The 18,154-nt window shown below is 57.7% G+C and carries 14 protein-coding genes and 1 pseudogene; 10 read left to right on the forward strand and 5 right to left on the reverse strand.

Translation table 11 applies throughout. The features are described 5' to 3' along the window. The first annotated feature begins 68 nt into the window (after positions 1–68). From AC6I6N_RS10225 to AC6I6N_RS10260, 8 genes and pseudogenes are all read left to right on the forward strand, one after another. Complete coding sequence (locus AC6I6N_RS10225) at positions 69–1,193, forward strand: MraY family glycosyltransferase (RefSeq protein ID WP_094195593.1); 1,125 nt, start codon at positions 69–71, stop codon at positions 1,191–1,193. Between the two features lie 55 nt (positions 1,194–1,248). Continuing rightward, a complete protein-coding gene (gene tviB / locus AC6I6N_RS10230; RefSeq protein WP_269467008.1) occupies positions 1,249–2,523 on the forward strand; it encodes a Vi polysaccharide biosynthesis UDP-N-acetylglucosamine C-6 dehydrogenase TviB in 1,275 nt (424 codons plus the stop codon). Positions 2,524–2,539: 16 nt separating this feature from the next. Next, the gene (locus AC6I6N_RS10235) at positions 2,540–3,565 is read left to right on the forward strand and encodes an SDR family oxidoreductase (protein ID WP_094195595.1); all 1,026 of its coding nucleotides are present in this window, start codon (positions 2,540–2,542) and stop codon (positions 3,563–3,565) included. Continuing rightward, positions 3,562–4,923: a murein biosynthesis integral membrane protein MurJ gene (gene murJ, locus AC6I6N_RS10240; protein WP_094195596.1), complete on the forward strand. Its 1,362-nt coding sequence runs from the start codon at positions 3,562–3,564 to the stop codon at positions 4,921–4,923. The genes AC6I6N_RS10235 and murJ overlap by 4 nt, the downstream gene beginning before the upstream one ends. A gap of 42 nt (positions 4,924–4,965) precedes the next feature. After that, positions 4,966–6,075, forward strand: coding sequence for a glycosyltransferase family 4 protein (locus AC6I6N_RS10245; RefSeq protein WP_094195597.1), 1,110 nt, complete (start codon positions 4,966–4,968; stop codon positions 6,073–6,075). A 63-nt stretch (positions 6,076–6,138) separates the two neighbouring features. Beyond that, positions 6,139–7,266 (forward strand): glycosyltransferase family 4 protein, encoded by a 1,128-nt coding sequence (locus AC6I6N_RS10250; protein ID WP_094195598.1) that lies wholly within the window; start codon positions 6,139–6,141, stop codon positions 7,264–7,266. Further along, a pseudogene (locus AC6I6N_RS10255) lies at positions 7,263–8,333 on the forward strand (glycosyltransferase); the annotation flags it as partial. The gene AC6I6N_RS10250 and the pseudogene AC6I6N_RS10255, both read left to right, overlap by 4 nt. Positions 8,334–8,540: 207 nt before the next feature. Beyond that, positions 8,541–9,656 carry a glycosyltransferase family 4 protein gene (locus AC6I6N_RS10260; protein ID WP_335641838.1) on the forward strand — a complete coding sequence of 372 codons (1,116 nt, stop codon included), beginning with the start codon at positions 8,541–8,543 and terminating at the stop codon, positions 9,654–9,656. Between the two features lie 170 nt (positions 9,657–9,826). Here the strand turns inward: AC6I6N_RS10260 and AC6I6N_RS10265 are convergent, their stop codons facing one another. Beyond that, entirely contained in the window at positions 9,827–11,215 is a 1,389-nt protein-coding gene (locus tag AC6I6N_RS10265) for a phosphomannomutase/phosphoglucomutase (protein ID WP_094195600.1), read from the reverse strand. 129 nt (positions 11,216–11,344) lie between these two features. Here AC6I6N_RS10265 and AC6I6N_RS10270 point away from each other — a divergent pair, with 129 nt between their 5' ends. Next, positions 11,345–12,760, forward strand: a complete 1,416-nt coding sequence (locus AC6I6N_RS10270) for an FAD-binding oxidoreductase (protein WP_497943488.1) — start codon at positions 11,345–11,347, stop codon at positions 12,758–12,760. Between the two features lie 21 nt (positions 12,761–12,781). Next, positions 12,782–13,468, forward strand: a complete 687-nt coding sequence (locus AC6I6N_RS10275) for a phosphatase PAP2 family protein (protein WP_094195602.1) — start codon at positions 12,782–12,784, stop codon at positions 13,466–13,468. A gap of 172 nt (positions 13,469–13,640) precedes the next feature. Here the strand turns inward: AC6I6N_RS10275 and fahA are convergent, their stop codons facing one another. From fahA to AC6I6N_RS10295, 4 genes are read right to left on the reverse strand one after another with little or no spacing between them, the layout of a single operon-like run. Continuing rightward, the gene (gene fahA / locus AC6I6N_RS10280) at positions 13,641–14,966 is read right to left on the reverse strand and encodes a fumarylacetoacetase (protein ID WP_094195603.1); all 1,326 of its coding nucleotides are present in this window, start codon (positions 14,964–14,966) and stop codon (positions 13,641–13,643) included. Further along, positions 14,963–16,267: a homogentisate 1,2-dioxygenase gene (gene hmgA / locus AC6I6N_RS10285; RefSeq protein ID WP_094195604.1), complete on the reverse strand. Its 1,305-nt coding sequence runs from the start codon at positions 16,265–16,267 to the stop codon at positions 14,963–14,965. Before hmgA ends, fahA begins: the two co-directional genes overlap by 4 nt. A 15-nt stretch (positions 16,268–16,282) precedes the next feature. Further along, positions 16,283–16,492: a DUF2783 domain-containing protein gene (locus AC6I6N_RS10290; RefSeq protein ID WP_009461092.1), complete on the reverse strand. Its 210-nt coding sequence runs from the start codon at positions 16,490–16,492 to the stop codon at positions 16,283–16,285. Then, positions 16,480–18,153 carry an FAD-dependent oxidoreductase gene (locus AC6I6N_RS10295; protein ID WP_125277090.1) on the reverse strand — a complete coding sequence of 558 codons (1,674 nt, stop codon included), beginning with the start codon at positions 18,151–18,153 and terminating at the stop codon, positions 16,480–16,482. The genes AC6I6N_RS10290 and AC6I6N_RS10295 overlap by 13 nt, the downstream gene beginning before the upstream one ends. Between the last annotated feature and the right edge of the window lies 1 nt (position 18,154).

Raw genomic sequence — 18,154 nt, forward strand, 5'->3', positions numbered from 1 at the left:
CCGGAAGGCAGGTTGATAATGATGTAGTTCCTAACCTTGCAGGGTGTTTTGCGGTGTCTTTACCTCAGATGGGGGAGTCCCTAACTTGGTTGTATATCTGTGTCGTGGCTTTTATGGTCGGCGGGCTTATTGTGGCCTCCGAGCGTTGGCATGGCCGTCTGACTGGGGACAGCGACCTTAGTAAACCTCAAGCGTCCCACTCCCGCCCGACCCCTCGCGTGGGTGGGCTGGCCGTGGTTGCAGGCAGTTTGGCCGGTTTGCTGGTTCTGGGTCCCAGCAATATGACACTGACCTGGCTGTGGCCGGTCTTGTTTCTGGCAGCCATGCCGGTCTTTGTGGCGGGTCTGGTCGAGGACATTACCAAGGACGTCGGCTCCTTGAAGCGTTTGCTGGCTGCCTTCCTGTCGGCGGCGATTGCCTGGTGGTTGCTGGGTGGCGTGTCGCGCGTTGGAGTCAGCTGGGCCGATTGGGTTCTGGGCTTCTGGCCCATTTCGCTGCTCTTTACCATGATTGCCGTGGGCGGCTGTACACATGCCCTCAATATTATTGACGGGATGAACGGCCTGGCGGGCATGATCGCCACCTTGATGGCTCTGTCGCTGGCGTTGGTGGCTTTGCAGGTGCAGGACATTCCTATTTTTCTGATTGCGGCCTCACTGGCCTCGGCCACCTTGGGCTTTCTGGTGTGGAATTTTCCATTCGGACGAGTTTTCCTGGGGGATGGCGGCGCGTATTTCCTGGGATTCATGCTGGCTGAACTGGCTGTGCAACTGGTGGTGCGCAACCCCAGTGTGTCGCCGTTTTACGCCTTGGCCGTGCTGTTTTATCCTGTTTTTGAAACGATGTTTTCGATCTGGCGGCGCCGCTTCAAGCGTGGCGTGCCCGTGGATCAGCCCGATGCACTGCATCTGCACCAACTGGTGTTTCGTCGTCTGGTGCGTTCCACGTTCAGTCGTGACAGCGGTGGGGCCTTGCCCACGTTTTGTAATGCCATGACTTCGCCTTATTTATGGGTTTTGGCCTTGATCGGTTTGGTTCCGGCCACGATCTGGTGGGACAATACCTGGGCGTTGTGTGCCAGCATGCTGGCCTTCTCATTGGTTTATATCTGGCTCTATTCCCGTCTGGTTTCGTGGCGTCGCCCTTCCTGGTTGCTGTTGCCCTCGGTACGGCGGCGAGTAGATCGGGACTGATACTGTCAGGCGTTCAAGATTATTCCTTGCGCACAGCGCTAACTGGAGAATGAAGTTGCAACTTGAGAATGTGAAACTGGCCGTAGTCGGCTTGGGATATGTCGGTTTGCCTTTGGCGGTAGAGTTTGGCAAAAAGCGTTCCGTTATTGGTTTTGACATTAACGCGCGTCGTGTCGCCGAACTCAAGGAAGGGGTAGACCGTACTTTGGAGGTCGAGAGCGTAGAGCTGGCCCAGGCTAGTGGTCTGAGCTATTCCTGCGAGGCTGATGAGCTGGCTCAGGCCAATGTGTTCATCGTGACCGTGCCGACACCTATTGATCAATTCAAGCAGCCTGATCTGACCCCGCTGGTCCGTGCTTCCGAGACGATCGGTAAAGTGCTCAAGCGTGGCGATATCGTCATATACGAATCCACGGTTTACCCTGGCGCTACCGAAGAAGTGTGTGTGCCCGTGCTGGAACAAGTGTCGGGTCTGCGTTTTAACGAGGATTTTTACGCCGGTTACAGTCCGGAGCGTATCAATCCGGGTGACAAGGAACACCGCGTTTCCACCATCAAAAAAGTAACGTCCGGCTCGACGCCTGAAGTGGCTGAGTTAGTGGATGCCTTGTATCGCGAAATCATTGTGGTGGGCACCTTCAAGGCCAGCTCCATTCGTGTGGCTGAGGCTGCCAAGGTGATCGAGAACACCCAGCGTGACGTGAATATCGCTCTGATCAACGAATTGGCCCTGATTTTCAACCGTCTGGGCATCGATACCCTGGACGTGCTGGAAGCGGCGGGCACCAAGTGGAACTTCCTGCCTTTCCGTCCCGGTCTGGTGGGCGGTCACTGCATTGGCGTAGACCCCTACTACCTGACCCACAAGGCGCAAGCCATCGGTTACCACCCCGAGATCATTCTGGCTGGTCGTCGTCTGAACGACTCGATGGGCGGCTACGTGGCTTCACAACTGGTTAAAGCTATGACCAAGCGCCGCATCCAGGTGCAAGGTGCGCGCGTCCTGTTATTGGGTCTGGCCTTTAAGGAAAACTGCCCGGATCTGCGTAATACCCGAATTGTCGATATCGTGCATGAACTCAAGCAATACGATGTCCATGTAGACGTGTATGACCCATGGGTTGATCCCGCAGAGGCACAGCACGAGTATGGCATTACTCCAATCGAAGCTCCCCAAGCGGGTGAGTACGACGGTGTGATCGTGGCCGTAGCTCACAAGCAGTTCAAGGATCTGGGTGTCGAGGGCGTGCGCCAGTGGGGCAAGCCTGAGCATGTGCTCTACGATTTAAAGTATGTGTTTGATCGCGATCAGTCCGATCTGCGCCTTTAATCTTGGAAAGCATTTTATGAGCTCTGCATTTGAACAGGCGACCCAGCAACTGCGTAACCAGCCCAAAACCTGGCTGGTTACGGGCTGTGCCGGCTTTATCGGGTCCAACCTGCTGGAAGCTCTGCTGAAAATGGATCAGCAGGTGGTGGGCCTGGACAACTTTGCAACCGGCCACCAATACAATCTGGATGAAGTGCGTGATCAGGTCGGTGCCGAGCGCTGGGCCCGTTTTCGCTTTATTGAAGGAGATATTCGCAGCCTGGATACCTGTCGCGAAGCCGTCAAGGGCGTGGACTATGTGCTGCACCAGGCGGCTCTGGGTTCGGTACCACGTTCCTTGAACGATCCGCTCACGTCCAACGAGGTCAATGTGAGCGGTGCCCTGAATATGATGGTGGCAGCGCGTGACGAACAGGTTAAAGCCTTTGTGTATGCGGCTTCCAGCTCTACGTATGGTGATCACCCCGGCTTGCCCAAGGTGGAAGATACGATTGGTCGCCCTTTGTCCCCCTACGCGGTCACCAAATTCGTGAACGAGCTGTATGCGGATGTGTTTGCCCGTGCCTATGGCTTTTCCAGCGTGGGCCTGCGTTACTTCAACGTGTTTGGTAAACGTCAGGACCCTAACGGTGCATACGCCGCAGTGATTCCCAAATGGGTCTCGGCCATGATCCAGAACCAGGATGTGCAAATTAATGGGGATGGCCAAACCAGCCGCGATTTCTGCTTTATCGACAACGTCATTCAAATGAATATCCTGGCCGCCGTGCAGCAAAAGCCGGCTGTGGCTGAGGTGTATAACGTCGCTGTCAATGCCCGCACCAGCCTGAACGAGTTGTTCGAGCACTTGAAGCAGACCTTGAGCAGCAATGGTGTGAATTACACCAAGCAGCCCATCTATGCCGATTTTCGCGCCGGTGATGTACTGCACTCCCAAGCGGATATCACCAAGGCTCGTACACAATTGGGTTACGAGCCGACTCACACGATGTTGCAGGGCTTGAATACAGCCATGCCCTGGTACGTGGCGTTTCTGAGTTGATTTGGGCCGGCCTGAAAGCACGTCTGTCTAGTCTGCATGACGACCACCGCCGCATCGCCCTGGGGGCGATGCGAGTGGCGTTTTTTCTATTGCTGGGCAAGGCAGCGGGCGCTTTCAAAGAAATGGCGGTGGCCTATCGCTACGGTGTAAGCGATGTCGTCGATGCCTACCAGTTCACAATGGTCATGGCCAACTGGTTGCCAGTGACGATTGTCGGCTCTATGTCTGTAGTGTTGATTCCCGTGCTGGTACGCTTGCATCGCCTGGAACCGGCTGCGCGCAGCCGTTTTCTGGGTGAGCTCAAAGCCTGGTGCATTGTGCTGGGCTGCGTATTGGGAGTCTTGATCTGGATTAGCTGGCCCTGGGTGCTGCAATGGACCGGACAAGGGCTAAGCCCTGCCGTTCATGAAATGAGCCGGGAGTTGTTGTTTGCCTTTGCGCCTGCGGCGGTTCTAACGCTGATGATTGGCCTGAGTGCCGCCCGCTTGCGGGCACATGAGCGGCATATCAATACCTTGCTGGAAAGTGTCCCAGCCTTTGTCATTCTGATCTGGGTGCTGGCAGCGGGCGGGAATGCCGGTATTGGTCCCTTGCTTTGGGGCACCTTACTGGGCATGACCATTCAGGCGGTGTGGCTGATGATTCTGGCCTCACGGGCCGATCAGATCTGGGCTCGCCCCACAATCAGCCTGCGTGCCGAGCAGTGGCCGGATTTGCTCAAGGCCGCCACCATCATGCTGGTGGGGCAGGTTGCCATGAGCTTTGTCGGCCCTATCGACCAATATACGGCGGCCAATTTGGGGGCTAATGCCAACGCGACGTTGGGCTACGCCACTCGTTTGCTGGCTCTGGTGCTGGGGGTGGGTGCTGCCTCCGTAGGCCGTGCTGCCTTGCCTGTACTGGCTGATATTCAAAGTCGGGGTGATAACGCCCGTGCTCGCTCCATGGCCTTGAAGTGGTCGGTCATGATGTTGCTGGCCGGTGGGGTGGCTGCCGCTATTGGCGTTCTGTTGGCTCCTTGGGGGGTGGCACTGCTGTTTGAGCGTGGTGCGTTCACGGCGCAGGATACGGCCACTGTCGCCCAGGTGTTTAGCTGGGGGTTGGTGCAACTGCCCTTTTATTTTGGGGTGCTGATTCTGGTGCAGTTGCTGGCCAGTCAGAACCGTTATAAATCCATGGCAATCATTGCCGTGATCAATTTTTTGGTGAAAGCGGCCCTGAACCCGATTCTGGCGGCGCGCATGGGCCCGTCGGGCATCATGCTGGCGACCAGTCTGATGTATGCGGCTTCTTTCACTTGTTATTTCATCTTGGCCTTGAGGCCAGCCAGTGCCTTCGCGTCTGGTTCGCAGGAATAGGAAAACGTGCACAGTAGTCATTCGGTCGTTCGCCCTCATATCATGCTGCTTATCCACTCTTTGGGTGGAGGCGGGGCAGAACGTGTTGCCGTCGATTTAAGCGCAGCCTGGGTGGCGCGTGGCTATCGAGTGTCTTTGGTGACTCAGGCTGGCCGTGATAAAGATGCGTATACCGTGGCAGAAGGCGTGGAGCGCCATGTGCTCGGGACGGCAGGTAGCAGTCGTGGGCGTCTGGATGCCTTGTGGAAGAACTGGCGCCGAGTACGCCGAGTACGCTCGCTGATACGCAAAACCAAGCCCGATGTGGTGCTGGGTATGATGACAACCTCCTCGGTTCTGGCCATTTCTGCCGCCAAAGGCTTGCCCTGCAAGGTGATTGCGACCGAGCATACACATCCTCCCTCCCAGTCCATGTCTTCTTTCTGGCAAAAGGCCCGTTTGCGTACTTATCCCCAAGCCCATGCGGTGATTGCCCTGACTGCCGGTACGGCAGACTGGCTGCGCGAGCATGTGCCCGGCAGTCAGGTGCAGGTGATCCCCAATGCCGTGCGTTGGCCTATGGACAGCACCGAACCTGTTGTGCCCGTGCCCGAGCTGCCAAAAGGGCGTAAACGCTTATTGGCCGTAGGGCGACTGCACCCGGTCAAGGGGTTTGACACCCTGATTGAATCGTTTGCCATGCTGTCCAACTATTTGCCCGATTGGGATTTGGTGATTCTGGGCGAAGGCGAGCAGCGCGCTCCTTTGGAAGCACGTATTGAAGAGCTGGAGCTGCAAGAGCGGATTGCGCTGCCCGGTCGGGTCGGCAATATGGCGGACTGGTACGAGCAGTCTGATCTGTATGTGCTCAGTTCCCGAATGGAAGGCTTGTCCAACAGTTTGTTGGAAGCGATGGCCAGTGGTTTGACGGCGGTAGCCTTTGATTGCGACACCGGCCCGCGTGAGATCATTCGCGCCAATATCGACGGTGTCTTGGTACGTCCGGTCGAAGATGTGGAAGCGCTGGCCGCCCATTTATCCGATCTGATGTCCAACGAGGACAAACGCCAGAGGTTGGCGCGTCGTGCCATAGATGTGCGCGACCGCTTTTCCTCGGCCCGCGTTCTGGCGCTGTGGCAGCAAGTGTTGGAACAGTGTTGGCGTCGGCCTTAAAATGGCGCTTTTCTTAGTGCCAGCAGGCTCAAACTACCCGGTCGATGAGCCCATGGAGGCCCAGTGAATATTCTGTTTTTCGTCAGCTCCCTGAACGCAGGCGGTGCCGAGCGTGTCGCTTCTACCTTGGCCAATGCCTGGGGGCTGCGAGGCGATCAGGTCACCCTGGTGCCGACCTACAGCGGTGGGGGCAGTGCTTTTTACCCTATCGACTCCAAGGTGGAGCTGGTGTGGTTGGCCCACCGCATGCGTGGCAGTTGGCTGCCTAAACCTTTGACCAAGCTGCGCGCCATGCGCAAGTTGGTGCGTGAAAAACAGCCCGATGTCATCGTGTCGTTTCTGACCAATGTGAATATCAATGTTTTGCTGGGACTGGGCGGCATGGGCGTCCCTATTGTGGTGGGCGAGCGTACCAACCCGGCCTTTAGCAGCAGTGCGGGCAAGCTGTTGCAAAGTCTGCGCCGTCGTCTGTATCCCAAGGCTCAGGTGGTCACCGTTCAGACCCGAGCCAGTGTCGCGGCGTTTCAGGCCATGGTGCCGGGCATGAAACAGGTCATGGTCGTGCCCAACCCTTTGCCGCAGGCTTTGGATGCCGTGCAACGCGAGGTACGGGTAGAAGAGAACCGACACTGCACCTTGATGGCGATGGGGCGTCTGGTGCCTTCCAAGCGCTTTGATGTTTTGATCCGCGTGTTTGCAGGACTGGCTGCCGAGTACCCGGAATGGAAATTGAAAATCTGGGGCGATGGTCCGCAGCGGGCCCAATTGGTGCAGCAGATTGCCATGTCCGGTGCTGCTGACCGTATCGAGCTGGCTGGAAAAACGGCCCAGCCCTGGCAGGAAATGGCGCGCTCCCATGCTTTTGTTATGACTTCGGAAGTGGAAGGTTTCCCGAACGTGCTGCTGGAGGCCATGGCGATGGGCTTGCCCACCGTGACGGTTGATTGCCCCAGCGGCCCGCGCGAGATCAGCTCCGATGGCAAAGACGCCTTGTTGGTTCCGGTGGGGGACGAAGGCGCCTTGACCGCTGCCCTGGCCGAATTGATGGGTGATGGCGTGTTTCGGGGTGTATTGGGCCGACGTGCCGCTGCAGCGGTGCGCCAGCGTTATGAACTAGAGCAGGTTTTGCGTAACTGGGACCAGGTCTTTCAGGCCGCCCGTGGCGGTATAGAAGAAGGAGCCAAAGCATGAGTGCATTGCAGCCAAGGTCGTTGAATCAGGAAACAAACGCCGTGGATGGCGCGCTGGAGAAAACAACGCCGCCTTTGCGTGTCGTGCACATTATTGCGGGACTGGGGCAGGGCGGGGCAGAGACGGTCTTGTTCCGTCTGGTGACGGCTCCTGGCCAAGATACCGAACATATTGTGATTTCTCTGGGCGAGGAGGATGTTTTTGGACCGCAATTGCGTGCTGCTGACATTCCTTTGTACTGCCTGCATATGCACTCGCCGCTGGGCTTTTTGAAGGGCTTGCGATCCTTGACACGCGTGTTGCGTGAGGTGCAGCCCGATGTGGTGCAGACCTGGATGTATCACTCCGACCTGATTGGTGGCGCCGCCGCCCGACTGGTTGGCATTCCCGCAGTGTCCTGGGGTATTCGCAACTCCGGCGCGAATCTGTATCAAGGCAGCCCGAAGGCTCGTATGGTGGCCTGGTTGTGTGCCCGTTTGTCACGCTTTATCCCTAATCTGATTGTGTCCTGCGCAGAAAACGCTGCCCGACGCCATAAGCAATGGGGTTATCGCGCCGACATCATGAAGGTAATCCCCAATGGCTACGACCTGAGCCGTTGGCACCCCGATCAGCAAGCACGCGAGGAAGTACGTGATGAATTGGGGTTGTCACTGGATACGCCTGTTATCGGTAGTGTGGCCCGCTGGAATCCACTGAAAGACCACCCTAATTTGCTGGCCGCTTTAGCCCGTAGTCTGCATCGTCATCCTGGCTTGCGTTGCCTGCTGATTGGTGACGGTATGGACAGCGATAACGAAACCTTGATGCGCTTGCTGGATCAGCATCAACTTCGCGAGAGCGTCATCCTGATGGGGCGACGCACCGACGTACCCCGCTTGATGAATGCGCTGGACGTGCATGTACTGTCAAGCTCGGCGGAGGGCTTTCCGAACGTGGTATGTGAAGCCATGGCTGCCGGTGTGTCCAATGTCGTTACCGATGTGGGTGATGCTGCCTTGATCGTGGGCAATGAGGGCTGGATTGTGCCTCCCAGTAATGCCGAAGCCTTGGCTGGTGCCATCAATAGTGCGGTTGATGAGCTGGGTGCGCCTTCCTGGCAGGCTCGCCATGAGCATGCCCGTGAACGGGTTGCCCGTCTGTTTTCTCTGGAAGGCATGGTCAAGAACTACACACAGGCCTGGAAGACACTGACAGCGCAGTATCCGCCCAAACGCAAGCGTAGTCGGCAAGCCTTGAATGTGTTGACGGACGATTCCAGCAAGAAAACACGCATGCTGATGTTCGTGGTCAATAACCCCGCTTTTTTCCTGTCACACCGTTTGCCTTTGGCGCAAGCTGCGCGGCGTGAAGGCTATGACGTGCATGTGGCCACCATGGATGGCCCGGCAGTCGCCCAGATCGAGCGTCACGGCTTGCACCATCATGCTTTGCCCATGACGCGTAGCGGAACCAATCCCTTGCAAGAATTGCAAACCATCTGGGCCTTGTGGCGTCTGTTTCGTCGGGAGCGCCCCGAACTGGTACACGCGGTCACCATCAAACCTGTTTTGTACGGCGGTATTGCTGCGCGACTGGCCGGTGTGCCGGGTTTTCTGGCTGCCGTATCTGGCTTGGGTTATGTATTTACCAAGCGCGACAAATCATTTGATCCCGTGCGCTGGATTGCTCTGCAGCTTTATCGCATTGCTCTGGGACATCCCAATAGCCGAGTGATTTTCCAGAACAGCAATGACCGTGATGTCTTGCTGGAGGATCGTGTGGTCAAACGCGATCAGTGTGTCCTGATTCGTGGTTCCGGCGTAGATCTGAACGAGTTTCAGGCGGTGCCAGAGCCAGAAGGCCCCCCCGTCGCTTTGATGGTGTCGCGCCTATTGGTGGACAAGGGGGTACGAGAGTTCGTTGAAGCAGCACGCATCAGTGCTGCTCAAGGCAGCCCGGTGAAATGGGTATTGGCGGGCAGCCCGGATCCCGGCAACCCCGCCAGTATCAGCGAGCAGGAGTGGCAGAGCTGGCAAAAGCAGGGTGTGGTGCAGTGCCTGGGTGAACGTAGCGATATTGCGCAGTTGTATGCTCAATCGCACATTGCCGTGCTGCCGTCCTATCGTGAAGGTTTGCCTAAATCCTTGGTGGAAGCTGCGGCTTGCGGGCGGGCGGTGGTGACGACTGATGTACCCGGTTGTCGGGATGCCATTGAGCCTGGAGTAACGGGTGTGCTGGTACCAGTGCGTAATGCACAGGCCTTGGCGGCAGCCGTGATGGAACTGGGCGAGGATACGGCCAAGCGACAAGCCATGGGGGCGGAAAGCCGCCGCTTGGCGCAAGAGGCTTTTGATATTGACCGCATCAGTGCGGCTCATCTGAATCTGTATCAGTACTTGAGTCGTTAAGACTTGGACTTCCTTGGTCCTGGACCAAGGCATAAAAAACGGGCTGAACTGTTTGCTGTGACTTGGGGTTGAATCCACGGTTTCAGAGACAGTTCAGCTCTTTTCTTACCGCCGGGTCGCGCCAAGGCTAGTCGCCCCTGGTAAAAAGTGCCCCCTTGGGGGCAGCAAGCTTAGAAAGGCAAAGCAGCATCCGGCTTCAAGGCCAGCAGTGCCGCGCGGAATTCACCCTGAATTCGATCCAGCGCCTCTTGGGACTGCGCTTCAAAGCGCAGCACAATGACCGGTGTGGTGTTGGAGGCACGAGCCAGGCCGAAGCCATCCGGGTACTCGGCACGTACACCATCAATCGTATTGAGTTGATTGGAACTGGGGAAACGGCCTTCTTTTTGCAGGCGGGCAATCAAGGCATGCGGCTCGCCCTCGGCCAGAGGCAGCTTCAGTTCCGGTGTAGACAGGTCTTGTGGCAAGGCTTCCAGCTCGGCCGTCGGGTTGTCGCCGCGTGAAAGAATCGCTAGAAGGCGTGCACCGGTATACAGGCCATCGTCAAAGCCGTACCAGCCTTCCTTGAAGAACACGTGGCCGCTCATCTCGCCAGCTAAAGGAGCGCCTGTCTCGGCCAGTTTGGCCTTGATCAGCGAATGGCCGGTTTGCCACATCAAAGGTTCACCACCGGCCTTGGCAATTTCCAGGGCAACGTGGCGGCTGCATTTCACGTCAAAAATAATGGTGGAGCCGGGTTCACGCTGCAAAATGTCGCGTGCGTACAGAATCAATTGACGGTCGGGCCAGATGATCTGACCGGAGCGTGTCACCACACCCAGGCGGTCGGCATCGCCGTCAAAGGCCAGGCCCACTTCGCAGTCCGTGTTTTGAACATGGGCGATCAGGTCTTGCAGATTGTGCGGCTCGGCCGGGTCAGGGTGGTGGTTGGGGAAGCTGCCATCGACCTCTTCAAACAGCATATCCACGTCGCAGCCCAGAGCTTTGAACAGGCGGGCGGCCACAACGCCACCCACGCCGTTGCCACAGTCCAGGGCAATTTTCATGGGACGGGCCAGTTTGACACGTTCAGCGATCGTGTTGACATACTGGCCCAGCAAGTCCTTTTTCTCGCCCGTGCCTGCCTGAGCCGTTGGTTCAATACCGGCTTGCATGCGCTTCATCAGGCTCTGGATGTCCTGGCCGTGCAAGGTTTTGCCAGCCATCATCATCTTGAAGCCGTTGTAGTTGGACGGATTATGGCTGCCCGTGATGGCCACGCCCGAGCCGGTTTCCAGCACATTGGCCGCAAAATAGACGACGGGAGTAGGAACCATGCCCAGATCTACGGTATTGACCCCACCGGCCTGAATGCCTTTTTGCAGGGCTTGAGACAAGGCCGGGCTGCTGTGACGGCCGTCATAGCCCACGACTAAGGTTTGGACGGCTTGTTCACGGGCAGAGGCGGCCAACGCCAGGCCGAGCTGGTAGGCAAAGTCAGGATTCAGTTGTTCGGGGACCGTGCCTCGAATATCGTAGGCTTTGAATACGGCAGTCGGTAGGGCAGGAAGTTGGGTCACGTCGCGTCCTGAAGGGGATAAACAAAGAAAGCAGTTTAGCGCGAATGTCCCCGGCTTTCGTGAGTTACCATTAAGAGCTGTAGCGCGACAGCAAGAGCGCCTGATTGTTTTTCTTGAGTGGCTTGGGTCATGACTTTTCTGAACGAACTTGAACAGCGTATTGGTCAGCAGCACGTGCTGACGGGACAATCCATGCAGCAGTACCTGGAAGATTGGCGTGGACGCTATATCGGTACTGCTTTGGCGGTGGCCCGGCCTGCAACGACGCAAGAAGTGGCCCAGGTCGTGCGTCTATGCGCCGAGCATCGTGTGCCCATCGTCCCTCAAGGCGGCAATACCGGCTTGTGTGGGGGGGCGACGCCGGACAATAGCGCGACAGCACTAGTGCTGTCTTTGGAGCGCTTGAACAAGATTCGCAGTGTGGATACGGAAAACGACACCATGGTGGTGGAAGCAGGCTGCATTTTGCAAAACGTGCAGCAAGCTGCTCGCGACCATCAGCGCCTGTTTCCCTTAAGTCTGGCCGCAGAAGGCAGTTGCACCATTGGTGGTAATCTGGCCACCAATGCGGGTGGTACACAGGTTCTGCGTTACGGTAATGCTCGTGACCTGACTTTGGGGCTGGAGGTCGTGACGGCCCAGGGCGAGATCCTGCATGGTCTGCTTGGCTTGCGTAAAGACAATACCGGCTACGACCTGCGCAACCTGTTCATTGGTAGCGAAGGTACCCTGGGCATCATCACCGCCGCCACCATCAAGCTCTATCCCCAGCCAGTAGCGGCATGTACCGCCTTGCTGGCGCTGAACACCATTGAAGATGCCATACAAGTGTTGGCGCTGGCCCGTCAGGGTCTGGCCGCTTCCTTGACCGGCTTTGAGCTGATTGCAGGCAATTGCCTGCAAGCCGTGCTGCATTGCTATCCTGATCAACGCATGCCCTTCCAGGGCCCGGCAGAAAAAGCGGCCTGGTATGCCTTGCTGGAGCTGTCCGACAGCGAGAGCCTGGAGCATGCCCGCGAGCGCTTTGAAAGCGTGATCGGTCAGGCCCTGGAGCAAGACTTGGTGCAAGACGCCGTCATTGCCGAGACCATTGCACAAAGCAAGGCGCTCTGGCACTTGCGTGAAAGCATTCCGCTGGCTGAAAAAACCTATGGCAAAAGCATCAAGCATGATGTTTCCCTTCCCGTGTCTGTGATGTCCCAATTTGTGCATGAGACGGACAAGGCCTTGCAGGAAGCCTTCCCCGGTCTGGAAAACGTAACGTTCGGGCACCTGGGCGACGGCAACTTGCACTACAACGTGGCGCGTGGGACGGCTTTCACGGAACAAGAGCTGTTAAAGCGCCAGGACGAGATTTACGCCCTGGTACATGACAGCGTGTACCGCTTCAATGGTTCGATCAGCGCCGAGCATGGTGTGGGTCAACTCAAGCGCCAACTGCTGCCACGTTATAAAGATCCCGTTTCCCTGGCCTTGATGAAGCAAATCAAGACGGCGCTGGATCCTTTGGGAATCATGAACCCCGGTAAGGTATTGCCCGACTGACCGAAGTTACTTGGTGTGTAGATGTTTTTTCGTCCTTATATCGTTGCCAGTGCCGTCTTGTTTACGGTTTTGGGAATCGTCGCGGCAGTGACGATGGGTTCGGCAACGGATCTGTCACTCAGCGCCTATTTCTATGATTCGCAAGTCCAGGACTTCTCCTGGCGTCTGCAGCCTTTTGTGGATTTGTTCGGGCGCAGACTGGTGTGGTTCGTCCCTTTTGGCGGTGCAGTCATATGGACGATGGTGGCTTGGCGCCAGCCCAAGGGCTCGTGCCGCCAATTGGCTTGGGCGGGGGCGGCTTTCTTCATGGGCAGTGGCCCCTTGTTAGTGGGTGTGCTGAAACATCTGACCGCTATGCCGCGTCCCTTTAATTTGGCCATGTTTGGTGGTACAGAATCCATGCCTGACTATTTTTGGGCGCACTCTTGGGCGCAGGCGGGCAATGCCTTGCCCAGTGCCCATGCCGCATCTGGCTTTGTGCTCTTGTCCCTGTTTTTTGTAGGCCTCATGATAGGGTGCCGCAAGTTGGCCATCGGGGGCTTTGTGCTGGGTATCAGCGCAGGTTTGCTGTTTGGTTTTTTGCGCATTATGCAGGGCTACCATTTCATTAGCCAAGTGTTGGCCTCAGGTGCTGTTTTAGGGTTGTACGGCTGTGCGCTGTTTTATATCCTGTGGTCTTGGGCCAGACGCAAGCAATTGCCTGCTTAGTGGTTTTTAATCTGCAAAAGGGGACGTCAAGTCCCCTTTGTCGTTTTAACGAGTCCTGTTTTTGAGAGCTGGTACGTAAAAACACCCCGAAGCCAGATGCGGGCTTCGGGGTGTCGTTCACAAGCAAGCGTCTCTTGCCAATCAGACCTTGGCAGGCATGGGCCGCCTGTGCTTAAGGTATGGCAGGCAATACGCGTCCGGCGCACTCACCGAAAGACAGGGTCGGGTAGCCCTCTTGACGGCACTGGCCCTTCAAGATGATCTCGTCCTGATCTTCCAGGAACTTGCGTTGTTCGCCCCAAGGCAGATCAATGGGGTTTTTACCGCCCTGGTTCATCTCCAGTAAGGAGCCTTCCTGACCTTTGGCTGGGCCGGACAAGGTGCCGGTACCCAGCAGGTCGCCGGTTTGCAGATTGCAGCCGTTGACGCTGTGGTGGGCGACCAGTTGGGCCACGGTCCAATAGGCTTCCTTGAAGTTGCTGCGCGAGAGTAAGGCCGGATCTTTCTTTTGCTGACGAGACTGCTCGGTGCTCAGGTACACCTCCAGTTCCACGTCCAGAACGCCACTTTCCTGGTTGGCCTGATCCTGCAAATAGGGCAGAGGCTGAGGATCGGACTCGGGGCGGTTGAATGGGCGACGGAAGGGAGCCAGGGCTTCCAGCGTCACCACCCAAGGGGAGATCGTCGAGGCAAAGTTCTTGGCCAGGAAAGGGCCCAAAGGTTGGTATTCCCAGGCCTGCAGATCGCGGGCCGACCAGTCATTGAACAGGCACAGACCAAAAACGTGCTCGTCTGCCTGAGCGATAGGGATACGGTGACCCGCTTCGTTGCCTTTGCCAATCAGAATGCCCATTTCCAGCTCGAAGTCCAGGCGTTGGCAAGGACCAAAGTTGGGCTGCTCCTGCCCCTCGGGTGGGCGGGTCTGGCCGACAGGACGTGGGAACTGCTGGCCGGATACGCCGATGCTGGAGGCGCGACCGTGGTAGCCAATCGGGACCCACTTGTAGTTGGGCAGCAAGGGCGCATCGGGGCGGAACTGTTTTCCTATCGCCGTTGCGTGGTGCACGGAAATGTAGAAGTCGGTGTAGTCGCCAATTTGGGCGGGCAGGGCGTATTCCAGCTTGCTGCGCTCGATCAGCATGGGGCGCAGGCGCGACTCGGCCGAAGCACCCTGGCGCAGGTCATGCGACAAGGCCGCACGTAGCGCGCTCCAGTATTCCTGGCCCAAGGCCATCAGCTCATTGAGTGCAGGTTTGACGCAAGCGGCCAAGGCGTCGGCGGCTTGGCCGTGCCAGGGAGTATCGCTGGCCAACAGCCCCAGGTCCAGCGCGTAAGGGCCAATGGCCACCATGACGCGAAAGTCCTCCTGACTGTCACGGCGACGGGCCACGGCAAAGGGCAGGTTCTGGATGGGGAAACCGTTATCGGCCTCGTTCGCGCCGGGCACCCAGCTTTGCAGCTTGGGGTCGTGAGTGTCATTCAGATAAGGTCGGGTCATGCCTTTTGTTCCGTAGAGAAGTGTTTTTCCAGTCCGTCCCAGACGGCATCGTAATTGGCTTGCAGACTGCCGCTTTGCAAGGCCTGTGGCGAGGGGCGGATAACTTTGCGTGTCTCGAACATAAAGGCCATGGTACCGCGCAGATAGTCCGCCTTGCTCAGGTCCGCAGAGCTGGCCTTGTCAAAGGTGTTGGCGTCGGGGCCATGCGGGCTCATGCAATTGTGCAGGCTGGAGCCGCCCGGTGCAAAGCCGTCGGCCTTGGCATCGTACACACCGTGTATCAGTCCCATGAATTCGCTGGCGAAGTTACGGTGGAACCACGGTGGGCGGAAGGTGTTTTCCATGGCCAGAATGCGTGGAGGGAAAATGGCGAAGTCCAGGTTGGCCGTGCCGGGGGTGTCGGAGGGCGAGGTCAGTACGCTGAAAATGCACGGGTCGGGGTGATCATAGCTGATCGAGCCGATCACGTTAAAGTCGCGCAAATCGTATTTGTAGGGGGCGTGCGTGCCATGCCAGGCCACCACATCCAACGGTGAGTGCGTCAGTTGGGCAACCCAGAAGCCGCCTGTGAATTTGGTGACCAGCTCATGAGGCTCGTTCACGTCCTCATACCAGGCCACGGGTGTCTTGAAGTCACGGGCATTGGCCAGGCCGTTAGAGCCGATCGGGCCCAGTTCAGGTAAACGCAGGGGAGCACCGAAGTTTTCCAGCAGATAACCGCGTGCCACGTCGTCCAGCAACTCGACCTTGAAGCGTACGCCACGCGGCATGACGGCAATCTCGCAAGGCTCGATTTCCATGATGCCCAGTTCGCTGACCAGACGCAGGCGACCCTGTTCAGGCACGAACATCATTTCGGCGTCGGCGTTATAGAACACGCGCCGTCCCATGGACTGGTTGATGGCGTACAGATGGATGGCAATGCCGCTTTGCGAATCACTGCTGCCATTGCCTGCCCAGGTATGGACGCCGGCCAGAAAATCGGTTGGCTTGCCGGGTAGGTTCAGCGGGTTCCAGCGCAAACGGTTGGGGTTGGCCGGGCCTTGTCCGAAGTCTTCATTCCAATAAGGAGCGCCTTCAAAGGCCGTAAATGCCCCTTGCTTGGCGCTGGGGCGAATGCGGTACAGCCAGGAGCGGCGGTTGTCGGCACGCGGCGCGGTAAAGGCTGTGCCGGACAACTGCTCGGCATACAAGCCATACGGACACTTTTGGGGCGAATTGCGTCCAATGGGCAGCGCACCGGGCAGCGCCTCGGTGGCAAAAGCGTTACCAAAACCAATCTGATAGTTCAACGAGCTCATTAGGGGTCTCCAGATTCAGGCAGCCTGCTCCAGGCAGGTCTGGCGGGCGGCATCCAAGGCTTGCTTGATCACATCCAGCGAGCCGACATGATTGCACAGCAAAAGTACCAAAGCGGCATTCATGGCATGACTTTGTGCCGTGCTCAGGCCTTGGTGGGCATCGATCAACATTTGGTAGAAATCGTCAGCCCGTTCCAGGGGGGTATCGGTATTCAGTGTAGACATGAAGCACTCTCCAGGAAATGGCCACAGGCTTTGTGTATGGCAGTCTGGACAGCTTGTCCGTCCAGATGACGCCAGCGGGCGCACAGGTGTTGATCAGGGCGGATCAGATAGCAGGAACCGGGCTGAGCGTCGTAACGTTGGCGCAGCATATCCTGGCTGTCGATGATGCCGCCTTGGGCCTGGGCTGCGCTAGTGCCTGCGGGCCAGACGCGCAGGCGGGTCAACAGCCCTTGGGCGACCAGTTCCTCGATTGCTTCAGGTTGTTTGACCTGGCCTTCGCCAAACTCCAGCAGGGTGAAACCGGCTCCTAATTGAGCGAGCCACCAATCGTCCTGACCGTTCTTTTGAACAGGTGCATCGGGCACGCAGGCGCCTAGCGCGGTGGCACTTGCAGAAAACTCGTGTGTGTCAGCCGTATTCAAGGGGCTGTCCGGATAGGCGCTGGGCAAAGACAGGCGGCCGCTATTGACCAGTACACGGGCAAAGGCGTGGCGACGTGCCAGGATCAGGGCCGCATCACGGAACAGGCGGCTGACTTCGCTTTTAGGGGTAATGAAATCGGTTGAACGGCTGGAGTGGCGGATGTTCTCGTCCGCGGCCAGTTCACGTTCATGGCTATAGCTGTCCAGCAGGCTGTCGGGAGCCTGGGCATTCAGAACCAGATTCAGCTTCCAGGCTAGATTGTCGGCGTCCTGGATACCGCTATTGGCGCCGCGTGCACCAAAAGGCGAGACACGGTGGGCCGAGTCCCCGGCAAACAGAATACGGCCATGGCGGAAGCGTTCCATGCGCTCGCAGGCAAAGGTGTAAATGCTGACCCATTCCAGCTCAAAGGGGGCGTCGGCTCCCAGGAGAGCGCGAATGCGGGGCAGCACGTTTTCGGGTTTGACGGCTTCAACCGGGTCGGCATCCCAGCCCAATTGGAAGTCGATGCGCCAGACATTGTCCGGCTGGCTGTGCAGCAGAACAGATTGATTGGGATGGAAAGGCGGGTCAAACCAGAACCAGCGTTCAGCGGGGAAGTCGGCCTGCATGCGTACATCGGCAATCAGGAAGCGGTCTTTGAACACGCGTCCGCTGCTGCTTTCACCCAAGGCACGGCGAATGGCCGAGCGCGAGCCGTCGCAGGCCAGCAGCCATTCTGCTTCCAGGGTGTAATTGCCTTGCTGGGTTTCTACGTCCAGATGTACACCTTCCGCCTGGTTCACCACGTTCAGCACTTTATGGCCGGAACGCAGCTCGATCAGGGGCTGGGCGCAGACGGCCTCGTATAGATAGCCTTCGCAGTAGTACTGCTGCAAATTGATAAAGGCAGGGCGCTGGTGGCCTTCTTCGGGCCGCAGATTAAAGCTCCAGACTTCCTGGTTGCGGAAAAAAACCTTGCCCACATTCCAGGACACACCTTTGTCCATCATGCGTGAGCCCACGCCCAATCGGTCCCAGATATCCAGAGTGCGTTTGGCAAAGCAAATGGCCCGTGATCCCTTGGACAGACTGGTGTCGTCGTCCAGAATCACGACCTGGTGGCCTTTGGCCGCCAGATCCAGAGCCATGGTCAGCCCCACCGGGCCAGCACCCACCACCACCACCGGGTGGCGGGCATGGGTAGCCGGTGGGGGCGCTTGCGTCAGCTCCAGGGTCTGGTAATTAATGTCTCCCATT

The sequence above is a fragment of the Alcaligenes sp. LTN-3 genome (assembly GCF_059735605.1).